Annotated in this window: 19 protein-coding genes; 7 read left to right on the top strand and 12 right to left on the bottom strand. The window is 70.2% G+C overall.

The window, feature by feature from the left end; translation table 11 throughout:
• Positions 1-142: 142 nt before the first annotated feature.
• Positions 143-721, top strand: a complete 579-nt coding sequence (locus tag I6A60_RS17480) for a DUF4245 domain-containing protein (RefSeq protein WP_203016181.1) — start codon at positions 143-145, stop codon at positions 719-721.
• A gap of 205 nt (positions 722-926) precedes the next feature.
• Here the strand turns inward: I6A60_RS17480 and I6A60_RS17475 are convergent, their stop codons facing one another.
• Both I6A60_RS17475 and xseA read right to left on the bottom strand, forming a co-directional pair.
• A complete protein-coding gene (locus I6A60_RS17475) occupies positions 927-1,160 on the bottom strand; it encodes an exodeoxyribonuclease VII small subunit (RefSeq protein WP_203016183.1) in 234 nt (77 codons plus the stop codon).
• Between the two features lie 129 nt (positions 1,161-1,289).
• Positions 1,290-2,588, bottom strand: coding sequence for an exodeoxyribonuclease VII large subunit (gene xseA, locus I6A60_RS17470; protein ID WP_307873735.1), 1,299 nt, complete (start codon positions 2,586-2,588; stop codon positions 1,290-1,292).
• Positions 2,589-2,700: 112 nt separating this feature from the next.
• On the opposite strand from xseA, the gene I6A60_RS17465 reads away from it, so the two are divergent.
• Both I6A60_RS17465 and I6A60_RS17460 read left to right on the top strand, forming a co-directional pair.
• Positions 2,701-3,666: a 4-hydroxy-3-methylbut-2-enyl diphosphate reductase gene (locus I6A60_RS17465; protein ID WP_203016185.1), complete on the top strand. Its 966-nt coding sequence runs from the start codon at positions 2,701-2,703 to the stop codon at positions 3,664-3,666.
• Between the two features lie 176 nt (positions 3,667-3,842).
• The gene (locus I6A60_RS17460; protein ID WP_203016187.1) at positions 3,843-5,234 is read left to right on the top strand and encodes a class II fumarate hydratase; all 1,392 of its coding nucleotides are present in this window, start codon (positions 3,843-3,845) and stop codon (positions 5,232-5,234) included.
• Positions 5,235-5,440: 206 nt separating this feature from the next.
• Here I6A60_RS17460 and I6A60_RS17455 read toward each other — a convergent pair whose 3' ends face one another.
• Positions 5,441-6,430 (bottom strand): glycoside hydrolase family 16 protein, encoded by a 990-nt coding sequence (locus I6A60_RS17455; RefSeq protein ID WP_203025384.1) that lies wholly within the window; start codon positions 6,428-6,430, stop codon positions 5,441-5,443.
• Positions 6,431-6,773: 343 nt separating this feature from the next.
• Between I6A60_RS17455 and sthA the strand changes: the two genes are divergently transcribed.
• Complete coding sequence (gene sthA / locus I6A60_RS17450) at positions 6,774-8,183, top strand: Si-specific NAD(P)(+) transhydrogenase (protein WP_203025383.1); 1,410 nt, start codon at positions 6,774-6,776, stop codon at positions 8,181-8,183.
• Between the two features lie 51 nt (positions 8,184-8,234).
• On the opposite strand, the gene I6A60_RS17445 is transcribed toward sthA, so the two are convergent.
• Together I6A60_RS17445 and I6A60_RS17440 are read right to left on the bottom strand one after the other, a co-directional pair.
• On the bottom strand, positions 8,235-9,806 hold the full coding sequence (locus I6A60_RS17445; protein WP_203025382.1) for a family 16 glycosylhydrolase: 1,572 nt from the start codon (positions 9,804-9,806) through the stop codon (positions 8,235-8,237).
• A 131-nt stretch (positions 9,807-9,937) separates the two neighbouring features.
• The gene (locus tag I6A60_RS17440; RefSeq protein WP_307873734.1) at positions 9,938-10,720 is read right to left on the bottom strand and encodes a serine hydrolase; all 783 of its coding nucleotides are present in this window, start codon (positions 10,718-10,720) and stop codon (positions 9,938-9,940) included.
• A gap of 13 nt (positions 10,721-10,733) precedes the next feature.
• Here I6A60_RS17440 and I6A60_RS41760 point away from each other — a divergent pair, with 13 nt between their 5' ends.
• Complete coding sequence (locus I6A60_RS41760; protein WP_238435642.1) at positions 10,734-10,946, top strand: hypothetical protein; 213 nt, start codon at positions 10,734-10,736, stop codon at positions 10,944-10,946.
• A 247-nt stretch (positions 10,947-11,193) separates the two neighbouring features.
• Here the strand turns inward: I6A60_RS41760 and I6A60_RS17435 are convergent, their stop codons facing one another.
• The 4 genes from I6A60_RS17435 to ppk2 all read right to left on the bottom strand — a co-directional run bounded on the left by I6A60_RS17435 (position 11,194) and on the right by ppk2 (position 14,247).
• Positions 11,194-11,751, bottom strand: coding sequence for an SRPBCC family protein (locus I6A60_RS17435; protein WP_203025380.1), 558 nt, complete (start codon positions 11,749-11,751; stop codon positions 11,194-11,196).
• A 48-nt stretch (positions 11,752-11,799) separates the two neighbouring features.
• Positions 11,800-12,342, bottom strand: a complete 543-nt coding sequence (locus I6A60_RS17430) for an NUDIX hydrolase (protein WP_238435641.1) — start codon at positions 12,340-12,342, stop codon at positions 11,800-11,802.
• Between the two features lie 332 nt (positions 12,343-12,674).
• Entirely contained in the window at positions 12,675-13,328 is a 654-nt protein-coding gene (locus I6A60_RS17425; RefSeq protein WP_203025386.1) for a nucleoside monophosphate kinase, read from the bottom strand.
• A gap of 88 nt (positions 13,329-13,416) precedes the next feature.
• Positions 13,417-14,247, bottom strand: coding sequence for a polyphosphate kinase 2 (gene ppk2, locus I6A60_RS17420; protein WP_203025385.1), 831 nt, complete (start codon positions 14,245-14,247; stop codon positions 13,417-13,419).
• Between the two features lie 557 nt (positions 14,248-14,804).
• On the opposite strand from ppk2, the gene I6A60_RS17415 reads away from it, so the two are divergent.
• On the top strand, positions 14,805-16,595 hold the full coding sequence (locus I6A60_RS17415) for a hypothetical protein (protein WP_203025378.1): 1,791 nt from the start codon (positions 14,805-14,807) through the stop codon (positions 16,593-16,595).
• Between the two features lie 105 nt (positions 16,596-16,700).
• Here I6A60_RS17415 and I6A60_RS17410 read toward each other — a convergent pair whose 3' ends face one another.
• The 3 genes from I6A60_RS17410 to I6A60_RS17400 form a co-directional block, all read right to left on the bottom strand.
• Complete coding sequence (locus tag I6A60_RS17410) at positions 16,701-17,366, bottom strand: hypothetical protein (protein ID WP_203025377.1); 666 nt, start codon at positions 17,364-17,366, stop codon at positions 16,701-16,703.
• A gap of 294 nt (positions 17,367-17,660) precedes the next feature.
• Positions 17,661-18,425 carry a class II aldolase/adducin family protein gene (locus tag I6A60_RS17405; RefSeq protein WP_238435640.1) on the bottom strand — a complete coding sequence of 255 codons (765 nt, stop codon included), beginning with the start codon at positions 18,423-18,425 and terminating at the stop codon, positions 17,661-17,663.
• 197 nt (positions 18,426-18,622) lie between these two features.
• A complete protein-coding gene (locus tag I6A60_RS17400) occupies positions 18,623-19,177 on the bottom strand; it encodes a Uma2 family endonuclease (RefSeq protein ID WP_203025375.1) in 555 nt (184 codons plus the stop codon).
• A 229-nt stretch (positions 19,178-19,406) separates the two neighbouring features.
• Here I6A60_RS17400 and I6A60_RS17395 point away from each other — a divergent pair, with 229 nt between their 5' ends.
• On the top strand, positions 19,407-20,516 hold the full coding sequence (locus tag I6A60_RS17395) for an AAA family ATPase (RefSeq protein ID WP_203025374.1): 1,110 nt from the start codon (positions 19,407-19,409) through the stop codon (positions 20,514-20,516).
• Positions 20,517-20,642 lie beyond the last annotated feature (126 nt).

Here is a 20,642-nt window from a genome sequence, read left to right as displayed (position 1 = left end):
GTCACGCCCCCTCCGCGTGACGGTCGCCCCCGCTCCGCTTCAGACGCCGAGGGACCCCGAAAGGTTGCGTCCACGTTCGGTGCGTGGCGGGCGCCACGCTCCCCCGTCCGCCTCGCGGCGGCGTGACCGGGATGATGGGGGTGTGGCACGTGCGCGTGGTCAGGAGACCGTCCGAGACATGGTGCTCTCGCTTGCCGTGGTGATGGCGGGTGTGCTCCTGTTCTTCCTCTTCGTGATGCCGAGGGGCAACGGTCAGCAGGTCAAGGTGGTCTCCGACGCGACCACCTCCGTGCAGTCGTTCGCCCGACAGGCGCCCTATCCGGTGCTCGCGCCAACCGGTCTCGGCCAGAGCCTCTGGAAGCCGACCTCGTTGCGGATGCAGGTGCCCGGCTCGGTCGCTGGCCAGGCGCACCAGGCCATGCTGACCATCGGCTACGTGATCGACCGCAAGAACGACCAGACATTCGCCAGGTACGAGGTCACGAACGACCCGAACGCCGTGCAACAGGTACTCGGCAACCGGCCGGTGACCGGCACGACGACGCTCGGCGGGCAGCCCTGGGAGCTGCGCCCGGACGACGACGGACACCTGGCCCTCACCCGCGTCGTCGGGGCGGCCACGATCATCGTCGACGACGGTGCCGGTGCCGGTGGTGCCGACCGGGCCGACCTCGAAGCCCTCGCCGCCTCGCTGCGCCCGGTCCCGGCCACCACGTCCTGACACCTGAGAACTGCTGCCGCAGCTGACGGTTGGCCTCGTCCCGAGACCGGCAAGATCGCTGTTTTGGCCCTCGCGTGGTTGTGTCCGCGACGGTTTTGTGACCATGTGAGGGCCAAAACGGCGATCAAGCCAGGGAAGCGCCTGGCTGCCGCCGGTGGGCTGGGGAGGCCTCGACCAGCACCCCCGAAGCCGCGCGGGCGGCTTGTCAGTTGCCGGCGGGTCCGGCAGCCGGGTCGGCCTGGGCGGCGGCGATGCGGGCGCGGGCCCCGTCGAGGAGGTCCTGGCAGGTTCGGGCCAGCGCCTCGCCGCGTTCCCAGAGCGCGAGCGACTCCTCCAGGGTGATCCCGCCGGCCTCGAGCCGGCGCACCACGTCCTCCAGCTCGGCGCGGGCGGCCTCATAGGTGGGAGGCGCTGGCCGCGTCGCGGTCGGCTCGGTCATGGAAGGGCTCCCGGAGCTTGGGGCGGTCAACTGGTTGGGTCTGGCTGGCAGTCCGGCTGGGTCAACTGGTCGGCCCCGGCAGCCGGTCGGGCAGGTCAGGCGGTGGGCCGTGGCGGCTGGTCGGACAGGTCAGCCGGCCGGGCTTGTGGAGTCCGCGGTCACTGGAGGCTCATCGGCGGCGGCGGGTGCGGCGTCTGGCGGCGGCTGGAACGGCAGCGGGTCCGCCACCGTCGCGGCGAACGAGCCCCGCGCGACCCGGACCTGCAGCGTCTGGTGGGCGGTCAGGTCCGCCGGGTCGCGGATCACCGCCCCGCTGGAACCGTCCTGGACGAGGGCGTAGCCGCGATCGAGCGTCGCGGCCGGCGACAGCGCCCGCAGCCGGGCGGCCGCGTGCGCCACATCCCGCCCGGCGACGTCGACCGCGTGCGTGACGCACCGGAAGGCGCGCCGGGTCAGGGCCTCCACCGCCTCGGAGCGGCGGTCGAGATCGCGCAGCGGGGCAGCCAGCGCGGGCCGGCCACGCAGGTCGGTCAGCGCCCGGGTCTCGCGGTCGAGCCGGTGCTCGACGACGCGGCGGGCCCGCCCGCGCAGCTGGGCGACCAGCGCGGCCTGCTCCCCTACGTCGGGGACGACTTTCTTGGCCGCGTCGGTCGGCGTGGAGGCGCGGACGTCGGCGACGTAGTCGAGCAGGGGGCTGTCCTGCTCGTGTCCGATCGCCGACACCACGGGGGTCCGGGCCGCGGCGACCGCGCGCAGCAGCGCCTCGTCGGAGAACGGCAGCAGGTCCTCCAGGGAGCCGCCCCCGCGCGCGATCACGATGACCTCGACCTCCCGGTCGGCGTCCAGCTCGCGCAGCGCGTCGATGACCTGGCCGGCCGCCAGAGGCCCCTGCACCGCGACCTCGCGGGTGACGATCCGGACCGCCGGCCAGCGGCGGCGGGCGTTCTCGACCACGTCGCGTTCGGCGGCGCTGGCCCGGCCCGTGATCAGGCCGACCGCGCCGGGCAGGAACGGCGGCCGGCGCTTGCGGGACGCGGCGAACAGCCCCTCGGCCGCGAGCAGCTGGCGCAACGCCTCCAGCCGGGCGAGCAGCGCGCCGACCCCGACCGGGCGGATCTCGAAGACCTGCAGGGCCAACGTGCCCCGCCCGGGGTGAAAGGACGGCTTGCCCCAGACGATGACCCGGGCGCCGTCGGTCAGCGCCGGGCCGACGGCGTCGAGGACCGTCCTGGGGCAGGTGAGCCGCAGTGAGACGTCCGCCACCGGGTCGCGCAGCGTCAGGAAGGCGGTGCTCATCCCCGGCCGCCGGGAGATCTCCGTGACCTGGCCCTCGACCCAGATCCGGCCCAGCCGGTTGATCCAGTCCCCGAGCGCGCGCGACACCGTCCGCACAGGCAGCGGCTGTTCGGGCGTCGAGGTCAAGGTCACCCCTGCACGTTAGGCGGTCGGGACCAACGCTGTGTGGGACGGATCGCGGCAACGCGTGACGCATCGGCGGCCGGTCTTCCCGCCGGGCCAGTGCCGCGTAGACTGCCGAGACATGGGGCGGGTCCTTTTGGCCAAGCCGCGCGGCTACTGCGCCGGTGTCGATCGAGCGGTTCAGACCGTGGAGAAGGCACTGGAGCTGTATGGCGTTCCGGTATACGTGCGTAAGCAGATCGTGCACAACGCCCACGTCGTCAAGACGTTGGAAGCGAAGGGCGCGATCTTCGTCGAGGAGACGGAAGAGGTGCCGCACGGTGCCACCGTCGTGTTCTCCGCGCATGGGGTAGCACCCACCGTGCACGAGGAGGCGTCTGAGCGAAAGCTGCGGACGATCGATGCCACCTGCCCGCTGGTGACCAAGGTGCACTCCGAAGCGCGCCGGTTCGCCCGGGAGGACTACGACATCCTGCTCATCGGCCATGAGGGCCATGAGGAGGTAGTCGGGACCACCGGGCAGGCGCCGGACCGCATCCACCTGGTGGACGGCCCGGAGGACGCGGCGGACGTGAAGGTGCGTGACCCGAAGCGGGTCGCCTACCTCTCGCAGACGACGCTGTCCGTCGACGAGACGATGACGACGGTCGATGCGCTGCGCGAGCGGTTCCCGCATCTGACCGGGCCGCCGAACTCGGACATCTGCTACGCGACCCAGAACCGCCAGGTGGCGGTGAAGGAGATCGCGAACGCGGTCGACCTGATCCTGGTGGTCGGCTCGCCGAACTCGTCGAACTCCGTCCGCCTCGTCGAGGTCGCCCTGGATGCCGGCGCGCCGGCTGCCTACCTGGTCGACAACCGCGAGCAGGTCAACGACGCGTGGCTTCAGGGCGTCGAGACCGTCGGCGTCACCAGCGGTGCCTCCGTGCCGGAGGAGCTGGTCACCGAGCTGATGTCCTGGCTCGCGGAGCACGGCTTCAACGATGTGGAGGAAGTCACCTCCGCCGAGGAGCACCTGCTCTTCGCGCTTCCGCCGGAGCTGCGCCGTGACATGCGCCGCATGAAGGAAAGCGCCGCGACCAGCTGAGCGAGCGGAAGACTCTGCAACACACAAGGGCCGCGCCTGGTGCGCGGCCTTTGTCGTCGGCGCGGCCGGGCGAGCCGGTTCGGGAGCCCGTGCGCGCCGGCACCCGCCTGATCGAAGATGACCGGTGGCAGCATCATCAGGACGACGCGCCGGTCCAGGACGAGGAGTAGCGGGACATGACCGAGCAGGAGTACCGGATCGAGCACGACAGCATGGGGGACGTCCGGGTCCCGGCCAGCGCGAAGTGGCGGGCGCAGACCCAGCGCGCGGTCGAGAACTTCCCGGTATCCGGAATGCGGATCTCCCGCGCGCACATCCAGGCCCTTGCTCGGATCAAGGCCGCGGCCGCGACCGTGAACGCCAAGCTCGGGGTGCTGGACGGTGAGATCGCCGAGGCGATCGCCTCCGCCGCCGCCGAGGTCGCCCGGGGCGACTGGGACGACCAGTTCCCGCTGGACGTGTTCCAGACGGGCAGCGGGACGTCGTCGAACATGAACACGAACGAGGTCATCGCGACGCTGGCGACCGAGCGGCTCGGCCGGGCGGTGCACCCGAACGACCACGTGAACTGCTCGCAGTCGTCGAACGACGTGTTCCCCTCGTCGATCCACATCGCCGCGACGCAGGGCATCGTCACCGAGCTGATCCCGGCGCTGGAGCACCTGGCCGCGTCGCTGTCGCGCAAGAGCGAGCAGTTCGCGGACGTGGTCAAGTCCGGCCGTACGCATCTGATGGACGCGACGCCGGTGACGCTCGGCCAGGAGTTCGGCGGCTACGCCGCGGCGGTGACGCTCGGGATCGAGCGGCTGAACGCGGCACTGCCCCGGATCGGCGAGCTTCCGCTCGGTGGCACCGCGGTCGGTACCGGGATCAACACCCCGCCCGGCTTCTCGGCGACCGTGATCTCGGAGCTCGCGGCCAGCACCGGCCTGCCGCTGACCGAGGCGCGCAACCACTTCGAGGCCCAGGCATCCCGGGACGGGCTCGTCGAGGCGTCCGGGGTGCTGCGGGTGATCGCGATCTCGCTGTACAAGATCTCCAATGACCTGCGCTGGGCCTCGTCCGGGCCGCGCGCCGGACTGGGCGAGATCCACCTGCCGGACCTGCAGCCTGGTTCCTCGATCATGCCGGGCAAGGTGAACCCCGTCATTCCCGAGGCGGTCTGCCAGGTGGTCGCGCAGGTCGTGGGCAACGACGCAGCGGTCGCCTTCGGTGGCTCGGCCGGCAACTTCGAGCTGAACGTCATGCTGCCGGTGATCGCCCGCAACCTGCTGGAGTCGATCCACATCCTGTCGACGATCAGCCGGCTGTTCGCGGACCGCTGCGTCGACGGCGTCGAGGCCAACGTCGAGCGCTGCCGCCGGTACGCCGAGTCCTCGCCGTCGATCGTCACGCCGCTGAACAAGTACATCGGCTACGAGGAGGCGGCGAAGGTCGCCAAGCTGTCCCTCGCGCAGGAGAAGACGATCCGCGAGGTCGTGCTGGAGCGCGGCTACGTCGAGGACGGCAAGCTGACGGTCGAGCAGCTCGACGCCGCGCTGGACGTCCTGTCGATGACGCATCCGTAGTCGACCACACCGAGGCCGACCAGCCGCAGCCGACGCGGCCGCGGTCGGCCCGAGGTCGGCGACGCCACGGCGATTCCGCTGTGGCACGGTCGGCGGCGACACCCTCGCGGGGTGTCGCCGCCCGCCCGACTGCTCCCGCCCGCTCTTCGCCCGCCTGCCTGGGCCTCTCCGGCGGCCCGCCTGGCGTCTCCGAGGGCGGCCTTCTCTCAGCCCAGCAGGGCCGGCGGGGCCGTCCAGATCCGTACCTGGTCGACGTACATCGTCACCCACTGCGGCGTGGACGCGTCCCGACAGGGCAGCGTCGCCACACAACCCTTGTCGAGCTGAAGCGCCAGATGCATCGGCGAGGTGGACGGGATCGGGTCGAAGCCGGAGGACGGCCGGTTCAGCGTGTAACGCGGCGTGCCGTCGAGTAGCACAGTGATCCGTTGCGGCAGCCATTCGACGGCGATGGTGTGCCACTGGGTGAAGTCAGCCGAGATCCCGCCACCGACCACGTTGTTCGCGGACCCGTTGTGGATGTTCACGCCACCCGACTGGCGACCGCCGTCCCATACCTCGATGGCGTCGATCTCACCGTCGGTCGGCCAGTTCTCGCTGCGGGGCCAGAGCAGGACGACGGCCGAGTAGCCCTTTCCCCGGTCAACCCGGAAGGTCGCCTCCCAGCGGCCGTACAGCTGGTTGAAGGTCGAAGCCACCCCGCCGGACACATCGCGGCCGGCGGAGTCGACGCCGCCGGTAAGCCGCAGCTGGCCGCCCGAGACGACGCTCCTGCTGGCCTCCCGGGGGTAGGCGCGCGCGTCCGGCGAGTCGTAGATGTACCAGTGCGACGCGGTGAGCGCGGTGCCGTCGAACGTCTCGACCTGCGCCGGGCTGCCCCAGCCGTCCGCGCTTCCCGCCGGCGGCGCGGGCGCGGCGGCTGGCCTGCTGGCCGGGACCGGAGCGCGGCTCGCCGGAGCCACGGCGGCCGGCGGCGCGACCGGTGACGGTGTCGCGCTGACGACGGGCTGAGTGCTCGACGCGCTGGCCGACACCGACGGCGAGGGGGTCACGGTGGCGGACGAGGTCGCTCCTGGCGCGGTCTCGGTCGCGGCCAGTCCGTGGTCACCGCCCAGGGCTTGGGGCGCCGTGGGCTTCTGCGAGGTCTGGGAGCAGCCGAGCAGGCCGACGCAGACCGCGACGGTCGCGAGAACCATCGCGCGACGCCGGTCGCGACCCCGGTCCGAAACTCTCGTCCCGCCGCCGCGAACACACACTGGCATCATGTGATCACTGTACCGTTTGCGGTCTCCCGCACCCGTCTGGGGCATTCGTCCACGGCCTGCGGCGGATCGAGCGCTCGAACGGCTGACCGATAGTGTCGCCGTTGGAACCGTCGCGGAAAGACGCGGTAACAATACTGGCAGCGGGTACTTTGCCCCTTGTCCATCCAGATACCCTCTGTTTGCAGGTCTGCGATCGAATGACCCGGGAGCGGGTCGCTGGCGCGCAACAACCTGGCGCACAGCAACCTGGTGTTCGGCAACAGGGGGAGCCCGCGTGTACGACTACGACGTGCTGGTCATCGGGTCCGGGCCGGGTGGCCAGAAGGCGGCGATCGCCGCCGCCAAGCTCGGGCGCCGGGTCGCGATCGTCGACCGCCGCGACATGATAGGCGGCGTCTGCATCAACACCGGGACGATCCCCTCGAAGACGCTGCGTGAGGCCGTGCTCTATCTCACCGGGCTCTCTCAGCGGGAGATGTACGGGCAGAGCTACCGGGTCAAGGACGACATCACCGTCGGGGACCTGACGACCCGCACACAGCACGTGATCAGCCGCGAGATCGACGTTATCCGCAGCCAGCTGAGCCGCAACCACGTGTCGATCCTCACCGGCACGGCGGCGTTCATCGACCCGCACACGCTTTCCATCACCAGCGCCGACGGTATCGACGCCAGGCACGTCACCGCGGAAAAGGTCATCATCGCGACCGGGACCAAGCCGGCGCGGCCGGACACGGTCGACTTCGACGGGCGGACCGTCGTCGACAGCGACCAGATCCTCAACCTCGACAAGCTGCCCGGTTCGATGGTCGTCGTCGGCGCCGGCGTCATCGGTATCGAGTACGCGTCGATGTTCGCGGCGCTCGGCACGAAGGTGACGGTCGTCGAACGCCGCGACCGGATGCTTGACTTCTGCGACCTGGAGATCGTCGAGGCGCTGAAATACCACCTGCGCGACCTCGCCGTCACATTCCGGTTCCGCGAGTCGGTCGTCTCGGTGGAACGGCACAACGGTGGAACTCTCACGCTTCTCGAAAGCGGCAAGAAGATCCCGGCCGACACGGTGATGTACTCCGCCGGACGCCAGGGGCTGACGGATGGCCTCGGTCTCGACAAGGCCGGCCTGGCCGCCGACAACCGCGGCCGTATCAAGGTCGGTTCGGACTTCCGCACCGAGGTCGACCACATCTACGCCGTCGGCGACGTCATCGGGTTCCCCGCGCTCGCCGCGACGTCGATGGAGCAGGGCCGCCTCGCCGCCTACTCCGCCTGCGGCGAGGAGGTGCACGCGATGCGCGCCGAGCTGATGCCGATCGGGATCTACACCATTCCCGAGATCTCGTACGTCGGGAAGACCGAGGACGAGCTGACCGAGGCGTCGGTGCCCTTCGAGGTCGGCATCGCGCGCTACCGTGAGCTCGCCCGCGGCCAGATCGTCGGAGACTCGTACGGCATGCTCAAGCTGCTGGTCTGCCCCGACGACCGCAAGCTGCTCGGCGTCCACGTGTTCGGCACCGGCGCCACCGAGATCGTGCACATCGGCCAGACCCTGATGGGCTGTGGCGGCACCATCGACTACCTCGTCGACAGCGTCTTCAACTACCCCACCCTGTCCGAGTCCTACAAGGTGGCGGCCCTCGACGCCATGAACAAGATGCGGGCGGTGGCCCGCTTCAGCGGCTGACCCCGGGCCCGTCAGGCACCGGGTCAGCCGCCTCGACACCGGCGCGCTGGCCTAGAACGGCGTACCACCCTGCCAGATCGAGATCGGGCCGACGGTCATGGTCTGCGGGAAGGTCGTGTTCGTCGGGTCACCGGCTCCGACCGCGATGTTCAGGACGAGGCTCTCGGGCTTGCCGAACGGCCAGTCCCAGCCGGCGGTCTGGGCGTCCTGCGCCCAGACCGTCATGTGCTCCTTGCGATCGATGTAGAACCGGACGGTCTGGCCGTCGAAATACACGCCGTACGAATGCGGGCGAGCGCGAAGGTCCGGGCCCAGGTCGGTGGACCCGCCGGCGTCGCCCCACCCGAACTCCTCCAGCTGCCGTGGGTCTCCCACCGCCGCCATGTGGGCGGCCGTGTGCACCCAGGTCGTGCCCGCGCCCGCGACCTCCATCACGTTCAGCTCACCCGACGCCGGCCAGCCGACCTGCGGAAAGTTGCTTCCGATGAGCCAGAAGGCCGACCAGACACCGTCGCCGACCGGGACGTCGATCGTCGACTCCACATAGGACCCAGGCTGGACGACGACCTTCCCCTGGGTGTTGATCCGGGCACTCGTGTAATCCCTGCGAATACCGTCCGGGCCAGTCTTGGTCTCCCGCCGAGCGGTGATCACGAGATGCCCGGCGCCGTCCTGCTGGGCGTTGGAGACGCTTCTCGTGTAGGTCTCCAGCTCTCCGTTCCCCCAGCCGTTCCCACCGACCTCCCGGTTCCACTGCGCCGGGTTCGGCGGGCTGCCCGCGGGACCGTCGAAGGAGACGACCTGGGCCGGCGGACCATCGACCCGAGGCACCGCCGGAACGACGGCCGGGACCACGCTCGCGCCCGTCAGCTGGTAATGGAAAGCCTGGTCAGAGGGCAGCTGCACGTATAGACCGGTGTCCTCGCCACCCGGGGCGGTCGCGATGAACGTTCGGGAGACCAGGTGCCAGTCGGTGTCCTTGTGCGCCGCGCCCATGCTCGCCGTGGTCGGCCGGGCGCGGTAGTTCTGGTTGGCGAGCACGAGGATCAGGTTCGCGCCCGACCCGGTCACGTCGCGCACCCAGAGCTGCATCCGGTAGGTACTGCCGACCTGGAAGTACGCCGCGGGCTCGCGCAGCGCGATCAGAACCATCGCCCATTTCCCGGTGGGGCCAGACGACACGACGTCCGCGGCGGTCGGGAGACCCGCCGGTAAAGATGGTCCGCTCACCCGCGTCAGCTGGACGTGCCCGGTGTCGGATGACGCCTGCCAGCCGGTGAGGCCCGTCAGCAGCGAACAGTTGAGTACCGCGTCCCCGGCGATCTGGGCAATGGGTTCGGCGGCGCGGACCGACGTCGTCGCGGCGGCGACGGGCGCCTTCTCCTTGTGCCCGCTGCTGACCCTCGCCCCCACCAGGGTCGCGGCCACGAGCAGGGCAGCCATGACCACGGCGAGGACCAGTTCGGATGGCCGAATCTGTCCCGGCCGCAGCAACTTCGACCGATGCCGCGCCTCGCCGGACGAGGCGTCCGGCTCCGTCTCCGGCGCGTCGACAACCCCATCGGCGACCTCGTCGACATCCCCGTCGGCCTCCGTCGCCGGCCCTTTCGGGGTGCCGACCATGTGCCCTCCCCAGCCTCACCTGCGAGATCCGGGATCACACAATGCCACGCAGATCCTTGTGGCGCTGGTCGGGCCCTTACTGCCGCGACTCTCGGCGTCGGAATATTGACCTAAGGTGAGAGTCCGTGGGGTCAGCGGCCGGTCGGCACGGTTGACCACGCGATCCGCGAAAGACCGGCGATGGTGTTGATGCCGGTCTGCTCGGTGGCGCTGTCGCGGGTGTAGACGGCCATGACGTAGTCCTTGCCGGCGCCGTGCACGTGGGCGAGGCTGTTGACCACCCATCCCGGGCCGTGCGGCAGCCAGCCGTTCTTGAGCTGGACCGAGACGCTGGCTGGGACGCCCGCGGTCAGGCCCCACCGCTGCGCCGGGATCACCGTGTTCAGCAGGCTGGTAGCCGTGGACCTGGCGTTCGCCGAGAGGTACGGGCCCGGGTAGGAGACGGCGCGCAGCACCTTGAGCTGGTCGAGCGCGGTCGTCTCGGTCAGACCCCAGTAGCCGCCGGACCCCGCGGTGGTCGAGCTCATTCCCAGACCGCGGTAGAAGGCGTTCATCCCGGCCGTCCCGCCGGCGGTCCGCCAGAGCGCGCTGGCCGCGTTGTTGTCGCTCACAGAAATCATGGGCTTGGCCCGGGCCAGCTGTGATGCGGGCAGCGTCCCGGTCGTGCCGGTCTTCGAGAGGAGGTCGGCGAGAATGTCGAGCTTCACCGTGCTGGCCGTCTCCCAGCCGGTGCGCCGGTTCTTCGTGACGTAGACGGTCTGATCGGTGTTCTCGTCATAGAGGGCAACACTGATGGAGCCTGGTCGGCCGGCGAGGTAGGACCGCCATTCCGCGGTCAGCGCGGTGGTGAACGTCGCGGCCGTCGTGGCTGTGGCCAACGGGAGCGGGCTGGTGGCGGTGGGCTGGGTCGCCACGGTCGGAGCTGAGGTGGTCAGTGCCGGGGCGGGCAGCGTCGCCGAGGACGCCGGGGACGCCACGAGCGAGCTGATCGAGGGCACGGCGGTCGCCGGGGTCGCGCTGGACCCAGCCGAGGCGGCGGTAGCGCCGGACGCGAGAACCACCGCGGTAAAGGTGATCCCGGTACCGACCGTAAGAACGATCTGCGGGGCCCGGCTACGCCGAGGTCTACGGATGCGGTGAGAACAGCCCGAACGGCCACGCGAAAGCGCCATGCCCCCGTTTGTACGGCCGTTGTTCCTGCATTGATGTTTGCACGGTGTTACGGTTTCCAAAAATATTTGTCACGTTACGTGGTAATCATTGGCCGGAGCGCGATTTCAATCGCTGTAAACCTAACCGTAACGGGCCGAATGTCAGGCCGGCGCAGTACTGATTCTTAACAGAACTGATCGACCATCCGACCCCGTTCCGGCTAGCTCGCGAGAGATCAGCCCTCGAGGCTCGTTCCGGGGGCGGGGGCAGTCGGGTGGGTGAGCGCGGCGCGGGCCAGGTGGCGAGCGATCGACCGGACGATCGTGGCGCCCAACAGTCGCAGCGCCGGGCCGGTGCCCCGGTACGTCGGGACGAACGATGACCGCCACGTGATCCGGGTGCCACCGCCGGGCAGCGGGTCGAGGTCGACCGTCCCCCGGTAGCCGTCGACCGGAATGCCCGAGACGATCGTGTACACGATCCGCCGCGGCGGCACGTACTCGAGGATCTCCTCGCGGCTCAGGACCGGACGCAGCCCGAGCTCGCGGATGGCTCCGACACCACCTGGCGCCGGGTCTCCGGTGCGGTACCAGCGGGATCGGGGCACCAGCGGCCCGGCCCACGCCGCCCAGCCCCCGCCGTCGGCCAGCAGGGCGAACACGGAATCCGCCGGGGCCGACGACTCGACGACCAGGCCGAACGACTCGGCCCTGGCGCGCTTCCGTCCGGCCCTGCCCCCGTCTGCCGTGGCCCCACCTGCCGGGCCGCCGTCCGCCGGGTCGTCGTGCGCCATCGTGTGGACCTCCGCTTCGGCCGGGCAAGCGCGCCGGGGCACCCGCGGCTATCGCAGCGCGGGCGCGCTCCGTGAGCTGCGCCGGAGCTTGGTTCCCAGTCTTCCAGGAACGTCGTCCACCGGGACCCAGCGCAGCCCCGCAGCCGCGGCGACGAAGTCCCGGCTGGGCAGGTGCAGGAGGTAGCGGAACTCGTAGTGGACGTGCTCCGGCTCGGTGAGCGCCGGCACCGGCTCGACGGGGACAGCGTCGACGTCCAGCGGCAACGTCGACTCAGGCCGCAGTGCGTCGGGATCGATCCCGGTGAGGCACTGCAACTGGCGAAGCGTCGACCCGAGGAGCGAGGAGTCCTCTTCGGCGACGTGTCCACCAGGAAGCAGCCAGCTGGACCGCAACACGTCATCCACCTGCAGCAGCTGCCAGTCGGGAGTGACCACGACCGCGCGACAGGCGAGGTGTGCCGGGAGCGTGTTACGCAAGGTGATACGCGGGCCGAGCAGGGACAGGATCACGAGGTCACGGACCGCTTCGAGTTCGGCCGGGTTGGCTTCCACATAGCCGAGCGCGGCGCTGACCACTGCGTTGTTCGTCACCGACACGAGAGGGAAGGTACCGCCCGTCGGCCCGATCCACACCGTTCGCCAGACACTGTGGGCAAACTTTACGGTTGAAATGCGTTAGCTCTACGCATCGTCAACCGATTCACCAGGGACTAAGGTCCTTAGATTCAGGCCCAAGGGACCGTTGACTAATCAAATCGCTCAATGATTTGAAGCTCTCGATCCTGCCGTAGGCGCTTTAATCACGCATAGTGCCCGAATTGGGGACATAGCAGCGCGAGAATCACTGAAAGTCACCGACGGCGGCCTCCGGTCGGCAGCGGGCTCGCCCCCGCACCGGGCCCGGAACGTGGCGTCCAGCGGCTTCAGCTGGTAACGCCGGCCGGCGGCAGCCGCAGCCTTTCCCGGATCTCGGCGTTCACCGCCGGTACCGACTGACTCGCGTCGACGACGGCCACGTACTCCTTGCGCTGGAAGATCTCCAGCACCGGCCGCGTCTTGCCGTGGTACTCGCGCAGCCGCACCGCGAGGGCCTCCGGGTTGTCGTCCGGCCGGGCCACCAACGCTCCCCCGCACACGTCGCAGACGTCGGGCACCTTCGGCCGGCTGGCGATCAGGTTGTAGTCCAGCCCGCACCGGGAGCACAGCCGCCGGGCCAACACCCGGCGCACCACCTCGTCGTCGGTCAGGTCGAGGTAGATGACGCCGTCGATGTCGTAGCTCTCCAGAAAGAACTCGGCCTGCCGCGCGTTGCGCGGAAATCCGTCGACGACGAAGCCGTAGTTCCAGTCGTGGTTGGTGAGCCGTTCCCGGACGACCCGCTCGACCAGCTCGTCGTCGACCAGGTGCCCGCTGTCGACGGCGCGCCGCACCTGGGCACCGATCTTGGTGTGGTTCTGCACGTTCCAGCGAAAGATGTCGCCGACGTTGAGGTGGACCAGGTCCAGGTCGGCCGCGAGCAACCGCGCCTGCGTTCCCTTACCGCTGCCCTGAACTCCCATGATGACGTACTTGCGCACCGCCACACCCCCTCGTCCGGGACTTGCCTGGTCAACGGAACTGCTGGTCGGGCCTGGCTAAGCCGGGCTTGGTTCAGCCGGGCCTGGCTCAGTCCACCGTGTAGCGCTGGGGAACCCAGGTCTGGCTGTCAATGGGCGGGCGTTTGTAGGCCCGCTGCTGACGCGGCGGCAGGCGCACCGGCGGGCGCGGCACCTCCTCGTAGGGCACCCGCGAGAGCAGGTGGGCGATGAGGTTCAGCCGCGCGGTCCGCTTGTCGTCGGCGTCCACCACGAACCACGGCGTGTCCCGCAGGTCGGTGTAGGCGAACATCTCGTCCTTCGCCTCGGCGTAGTCGACCCAGTGGGCGCGCGCCTCAAGATCCATCTCTGAGAGCTTCCAGCGCTTGGCGGGATCCTTCATCCGGGCGTGGAACCGACGGTCCTGCTCCTCGTCGCTGACCGACAGCCAGTACTTGAGCAGCAGGATCCCGGACCGGACCCACGCCCGCTCCAGCTGCGGGCAGGTACGCAGGAAGTCCTCGTACTCCGCGTCCGTGCAGAAACCCATGACGTGCTCGACGCCGGCGCGGTTGTACCAGCTGCGGTCGAAGAACACGATCTCGCCGGCGGCGGGCAGGTGCGTGACGTAGCGCTGGAAGTACCACTGGCCACGTTCCCGGTCGGTCGGCGTCGTGAGCGCGACGACCCGGTAGTGCCGCGGGTTGAGCCGCTCGGTGATCCGCTTGATGGTGCCGCCCTTGCCCGCCGTGTCCCGGCCTTCCAGGACCACCACGACCCGCTGCCCGGAATGCACGATCCACTCCTGCATCCGGACCAGCTCGATCTGCAGCCGGGCGAGCTCCTCGTCGGCGTCCGCCTTCGACAGCCGGGTCGGCGTCCCGGCAGCCTCGTCCGCCTTATCCGCCTTGTCCGCGCCCAATACCGCTCCCGGTGTCTCGAAGCTGATCAAACCCGTGTCGTCGCCCGCACCCGCTGCCCAGTGGATCACGCCGGCGACCCGGACCGGCCACCTCCGGCGAGGTCCCTCCATCGTCCGCGCCGGCGGCCCCGTCGGCGCGGAAACCCCCGGACTACGAACAGCCGTGGACAACCACCGGAGAGCGACTGGCGCACCAACCCGGTAACAGGTCGACGGGAAATCAGGACGCTGTGCGGCAGTTCTGGCACGACGGGCCACCAGGCAGGCCGGGCATTCGGTCTTCCAGGCCCGCCCCGGCCTCGGACGACGGCATTCGCGACTGACCGGACAGTCGACCAGGAGCCGGCTGAAGGCGTCCGATTCGGACAGTCCAGGATGAGGTGCTGGGGCGACAGACCCGAAGCGCCACTAACCGCGGTCCGCACGGGCACCGACGCCCGACGCGAGCCGGGCACCCATCACGGCCGGCCGGAAGCGCCCGGCGCGCGGGCGGGACCGCTCGGCGCGCAGGCACGGAGCGCGGTGCGCACAGGCCACGGAGGCGGAAGGCGGAACGAGTGACCGGCACACCGGCGCAGACCTCCCAGCAGACCTCCCGGATCGGTGCGACCGATCTGGGCGCGGCCCGGGGCTTCGCCGATCAAGGCGGACTTCCCGGCCGGAAGGCGAGCGGGACGGGCCGGTCGGCGCCCCGAACCGGCGTCACCTTCCGGCACCTCGGCGCCGGTCTCGCGGTCGGCGCGCTGGCGTTCACCGTCGCCGCCTGCGGCGGCCACAAGGCGAAGCCGACCGGGCCGGTCGGCCTGTCTGTCACCCGCGGCCAGCAGGCGACGGTCCCGTTCTCCTCGGCCGGCGGCGACGTCATCCTGACCATGAAGACCGCCTCGCCCGAGGCCTCCTGGGGGACGATGGGCAGCGAGTCCGCGGTCCTGTCGCTCTCCGTCGACGGCAAGTACGCCTCCGATGTCGTCATCGCGACGAAGTTCACCGCGTCGCGCAGCATCGACCTGGGCGACCTGACGGCCGGCAGCCACACCCTGAACGTGAAGTTCGACGACGACCGCTCGCCTAGCGGCACCAAGACCGCGAACGTCACCGATCTGAAGTTCAGCACTCTCGGCGCGACCGACGCCGGATACACCGCCTCGCAGTTCGCGCCGATCGTCTACGGCCGCAGCGGCCAGGGGGCGACGGCCGACCTCAACGGCCCGTTCCAGACCGCGGTCACCGACACGCCGATGGTCGCGTTCCACACCGAGACCCAGTCGACGACGCCCGGAAACACGATCTATCGGTACTCGGTCGTCTACTCGGACGAGGACGGCGCCCCGTCCGTGCCGGAGATGCTGGCCCAGTGGGGCCGCAGCGCCGAGATCAACTGGGTCTACCAGGTCGAGGTCGACGCCACCGGCAAGGCCGTCCCGGGCAGCGCCATGGTGCGCGGCCAGGACGGCTCGACCGTGCCGTACACGGGCGGCTTCGAGGGCACCCGCCCGGTGATCCAGACGTGCGGGCTGACGAACGACGTGTGCGGGAAGACGGACGGCCAGATGCGCTACACGCTGTCCGTGCTCGACAACATCGACCCGGAGAACGAGGCTCCAGAGTCGATCATGGATGACAATCCGTGGACGTACTGGATGATGTCGCAGGAGCTGATCCGCGAGGGCAAGACCGCCGAGGACCCGCTGGACGACCCGTCGGCCAACCCGACCAAGTCCGCCGGCGACCCGCGTTCCTACCTCTACCTCGTGCTGCGCAAGTCCACCCAGGGCACGACGCCGAACACGGACAACGCCTGGGTCGGGGTGACCATCGGGATCAAGCTCGCCGGCAACCCGACGATCTACCGGTCGGACCTCGGGGTGGCCAAGTGGTCGCTGCGCCGTGACGAGCCCGCCGCGACCGCGATCGCGCTGCCGCCGGGCAGCGTCGCGGACGACATCGAGCAGATCCGGGCGGTCCGGGTGGTCGGCGCGGGCCGGGACACCAAGGCAAAGGTGCAGATCGAGTCGATCGAGCGGGCGTTCTTCCTCGACGCCGACTACCTGCCGCAGTCGTCGTTCCTGTTCGCCCCGGTGCAGGCCACCCTGACGGCCGCCAACCCCGCGGTCACCCTGCTCGACCGTGCCAACGGCCCGATCATCCGGCCAAGCGGCTCCGCGACGCCGACCGACGGCACCGGCGCGACGCCGTCGCCCACCTCGACGTCGCTGCTGCCCGGGATCACGATCGGCCCGAGCCTGCACAACCCGTTCGGTGGCGCGACCACCCCGCCCGACGCCACCCTCGCGGCCACGGCGAAGGCTTCCACCACCCCGAAGCCGGAGTCGACGCCGACGTCCTGACTGGCGGGCCGCCTGGCAACCCCAGGCGGCCCGAACGGCCAGGCGACCCGGAATGGCCAGGCGGTCGGGTGGCCGCCTGGCCAGATCGCTCACCCGCGGGCGGGGCTACCCAGCCGGAGAGGCGGCGGCCAGCCCGGCGGGGACGGAGCCCGCCGCGACGGTCCCTGCGGCGTCGACCGGTGCCGCGGAGGCGGAGCCGACGGACGCCCAGGCGGTGTCCGCCGAGTCGAGCGCGGTGGTCGTGTTGGTTCGCAGCGTCTCCGGGGGCAGCTGCGTCCCGTCGAACAACTGGGCGCACCAGCGTGCCGCCTGCTGGTAGTCAGCCAGGCCCGTCGTCCAGGCCTGGCCCGCGTCTCCGTCCGGCGTGTCACCGGCATGCTGCGCGTCGACGGCCCGCGAGTCGAGCAGCACACAGGCCGGCTGCAGCGCCATCCCGTCGAGATCGGCGATCGCCTTGCGGACGGCCGCCTCCGCCGACGTGACGTCTCCGCGCGGACCCGCGATCGCCGCGTACCAGCCGGTGAGATCGGGCGCCGGCGACGTCGCGCCGACGGCCGGCGGTGAGCCCGCGGCCTGGGGCGCACCCGCGACGCCGGCGGCCAGCACCGGCCGCGGCGCGCCGGTCGGGCTCCCACCACCGGTCGGGCCGAACACCCACACGACCGCGCCGACGACGACGATCCCGGCACCGCCGAGGATCACCAGCCCCCGGCGCCGTTCGGAGCCGCTGAGCTCCTCCCAGGTCCGATATTCCTTGCGCCGACCCGCCACCCCGGCTCCCCCGGCTCCCTGTCGTGATTTCCTCCGCGTCGCGCCGGGGCCAGCCCCGGGCGGCGGGCGCGATCAGATCATCGATCGCGCCACCGCCGGCCCAGGGGGCCGCCACAAGGACAGACGCACAGCCTCGGGTTCACGTTGTCCTACCCAGTGGTCCGCCGTCGCGGTCGCGGCCACGAGTTTTCCCACCGTTCCAGCGTTCGTGGGTTCCGGTGGTGTGACGTAGGGGAAGGGATGCCATCTGGCCACCTCACGGCCCTCGTCGGCGAGGGCCGTGCGCGCGCCCGCTCAGTCGAGCAGGTCAGGCTCCCGGCGGACGATCCGGTCGTAGAGCGGCTGGAAGTTCAGCCAGCCGGTCAGCGGGTTGCCGTTGAGCTGACAGGTCAGCTTGGCCTCCTCGTGCGGAATGTGCGAGACCGTGCCGGCGGCCTTCGCCAGCAGCTGCACCTGCGCCGACCGCTCCGCCGCGATGAACCAGTACGCCGCGGCGTCCACGCTGTCCGCCACGGTCAGCAGGCCGTGGTTCGCCAGGATGACCGCCTTGTAGTCGCCGAGCGCCGCGGCGATCCGCTTGCCCTCGTCGACGTCGAGGACGACTCCGCCGAACCCGGGGAACAGGCCGTGGTCCTCGTAGAACGCGCAGGCGTCCTGGGTGATCGGCTCGATCAGCTGGCCGATCGTGGACAGCGCCCGCCCGTGGACGGCGTGGCTGTGCGCCGCCGTGATCACGTCCGGGCGGGCCTGGTGGACCTGCGAGTGGATCGCGAACGCCGTCGGGTTCGCCGGGTACCGGCCCTCGACGGTCTCGCCCTTCGTGTTGACCAGGATCAGGTCGCTGACCCGGATGTGCGAGAACGGGATGCCGAACGGGTTGACCCAGAAGTGGTCGGTCAGCTCGGGGTCGCGGGCCGTGATGTGCCCGGCGACACCCTCCTCGTAGCCGAACCAGCCGAAGATGCGGAACGCCGCCGCGAGCCGCTCCTTGCGGTGCTGGCGCTCCTCCTCGACGGTCTCGAAACTCGGTGGGAGACGGAAGATCAGGTTGTCAGCCATGCCATTAGCGCACCACATCGCCGGGACGATCAGAGAACCGGCTGGTGGGAACACTCGTCGCCTTCGCGACATCTCACCGAACGGCAGGTACCGCCCGCCCCCGATGGCCTACCACGACTGTGACCGACGCCCGTGTCGAGAAGCCCCGTGTAGGGCCCAGCCCAGCGGGCGAGCGGCCCCGGAGCCGGACGACGAGCTCAGACCTGCGTGAGATCGACCTTCACGGCGAACGGCGCCGTCACCGTGACGACCCCGGCGTGGATCTCGCCGTCCCGATACGTCCTGGTCGCCGGGTCGAGGACGTGGGTGTAGACCAGCGGGACACCGCCGACAGGCTGTTCTATGCGCCAGTAGTACGCGATCCCGGCTCGGGCGTACTCCTGCACCTTGACGAGCCGGTCGGTGGTCTCGGAGCCTGGAGAGACAATCTCTACGACCAGCAGAATGTGCTCAGGACGAGCCGGCATGATGTCGATCGTGCTCGCCCGGTACACGATGACGTCGGGACGGCGGTTGATCAGCGGTACGTCCTGGAGCCGGACGTCGAAATCCAGATCCGCGAACCAGTCCGGAGCGCCAGCCGCCTCCAAGGCGATCGCCACCGTCTTGGCCAGGCGGTTGTGCCGCCTCGACGCGCTGGGGACCACGACGACCATCCCGTCCACGACCTCGATGCCCGCGCACTGCTCCTCGGACCACGAGTCGTACTGCTCCGCCGTGATCTGCTGGTGCATCCAGGCCGGAGCGATCATCTCCGCGGTGATGACGCACCTCCCAGAGCACGCGAAACCAGCTTGATCCTTCACGGCGAGCCTAGCCAGCGTCTCACGACTTTCGCGGCCAAGTCACGGCCACGGCGCGACCTCGACGCCCGCGCGCTGGTCTTCGGACACTGGAGCAGTCCTGCCCCGCCGTGATCTGCAGCCGCCGCCCGTACATTGGTGATCCGCTCGTGCCTCCGGCTGCGAAGGTGGTGAAGGAGTGGCTCGCTGGTTCAACACGGCTGGGCCGTGCGTGCCCGAGAAGCACTACATGATCGCGGCGTCGGCGCGGCTGCCTGAGGTCCCCCGGCTGGTGGCGCGGGACGGCTACTTCGTCGTGCACGCACCGCGGCAGACAGGTAAGACGACGACGCTGCTCGCGCTGGCCGATGAGCTGACCAAGGCAGGTCAATACGCGGCCATGCACTTCTCCTGCGAGGCGGCGCGGGCGCAAGGCGACGATGTCGGCGCGGCGACCCGGGCGCTTCTCGATCAGATCCGCACGGTCGCGCGGACGAAGCTCCCCCAAGGCCTCCAGCCGCCGCCCTGGCCCGAGGCGTCGGCCGGAGGCTTGCTCACGGCAGCACTGGCGGCCTGGGCGCGGGCCTGCCCGCTTCCACTCGTCCTGTTCTTCGACGAGATCGACGCGCTTCAGGGGCCGACGCTGGTGAGCGTGCTTGGCCAGCTACGAGCAAACTTCAGCCAACGCCCAGGCGACTTCCCAGCCTCCGTAGCCCTGTGCGGCCTGCGGGACCTTCGCGACTATAAGACCGCGTCGGGCGGCAACCCGAATCGTCTCGGCGGCCCAAGCCCGTTCAACATCATCGTCAAGTCGCTGCGGCTCAAGGACTTCACGATCGAGGACGTACGGAACCTGTACGGGCAGCACACCGCGGCGACCGGCCAGGAGTTCACCCCTCAGTCGGTGGAGCACGCCTTCACGTTGACGGCTGGACAGCCCTGGCTGGTCAACGCTCTCGCGGCGGAGATCATCGATGAGATGGCGGTGCCCGCCTCTACGCCCATCACGCCCGATCACATGGAACAGGCCAAGGAACGACTCATCCGCGCCCGGGCCACTCATCTGGACTCACTGACCGACAAGCTCAACGAGCCACGGGTCAAAGCGATCATCGGACCGGTCCTTGCTGGCACCGAGCCCGCCGAGGACCCCGTCAGCGACGATCTGCAGTACGTACGCGACCTCGGCCTCATCGCCGAAACGCCACCGGTCCGGGCCGCGAACCCGATCTACCGCGAAGTCATCGCACGCGTCCTGAGCACCGTCAACAGCCCCGTTGGTCGACCCATCACGCTCGTCCGCGCCTGAGGCCAGCAGAGGCGGGAGCTGGAGCCCCAGTGAACCAGGGGCTCCCGCCGCTGGTGACCGTCGGGGGGGGGGGCCCCCGCCCGGGGCGCCCCCCCCCGGGGGGGCCCGCCCCCCGCGGCCCCCCCC

This window comes from Frankia sp. AgB1.9, assembly GCF_016786355.1.
GTDB lineage: Bacteria > Actinomycetota > Actinomycetes > Frankiales > Frankiaceae > Pseudofrankia.
This window is presented reverse-complemented; position numbering and strand designations above follow the sequence as displayed.

Excerpts from the sequence above, each read along its gene's own strand:
- I6A60_RS17475 (WP_203016183.1), bottom strand. The coding sequence starts at position 1,160 with ATGACCGAGCCGACCGCGACGCGGCCAGCGCCTCCCACCTATGAGGCC.
- I6A60_RS17465 (WP_203016185.1), top strand. The coding sequence starts at position 2,701 with ATGGGGCGGGTCCTTTTGGCCAAGCCGCGCGGCTACTGCGCCGGTGTC.
- I6A60_RS17460 (WP_203016187.1), top strand. The coding sequence starts at position 3,843 with ATGACCGAGCAGGAGTACCGGATCGAGCACGACAGCATGGGGGACGTC.
- I6A60_RS17455 (WP_203025384.1), bottom strand. The coding sequence starts at position 6,430 with ATGGTTCTCGCGACCGTCGCGGTCTGCGTCGGCCTGCTCGGCTGCTCC.
- I6A60_RS17445 (WP_203025382.1), bottom strand. The coding sequence starts at position 9,806 with ATGGTCGGCACCCCGAAAGGGCCGGCGACGGAGGCCGACGGGGATGTC.
- I6A60_RS17435 (WP_203025380.1), bottom strand. The coding sequence starts at position 11,751 with ATGGCGCACGACGACCCGGCGGACGGCGGCCCGGCAGGTGGGGCCACG.
- I6A60_RS17405 (WP_238435640.1), bottom strand. The coding sequence starts at position 18,425 with ATGGCTGACAACCTGATCTTCCGTCTCCCACCGAGTTTCGAGACCGTC.
- I6A60_RS17400 (WP_203025375.1), bottom strand. The coding sequence starts at position 19,177 with ATGATCGCTCCGGCCTGGATGCACCAGCAGATCACGGCGGAGCAGTAC.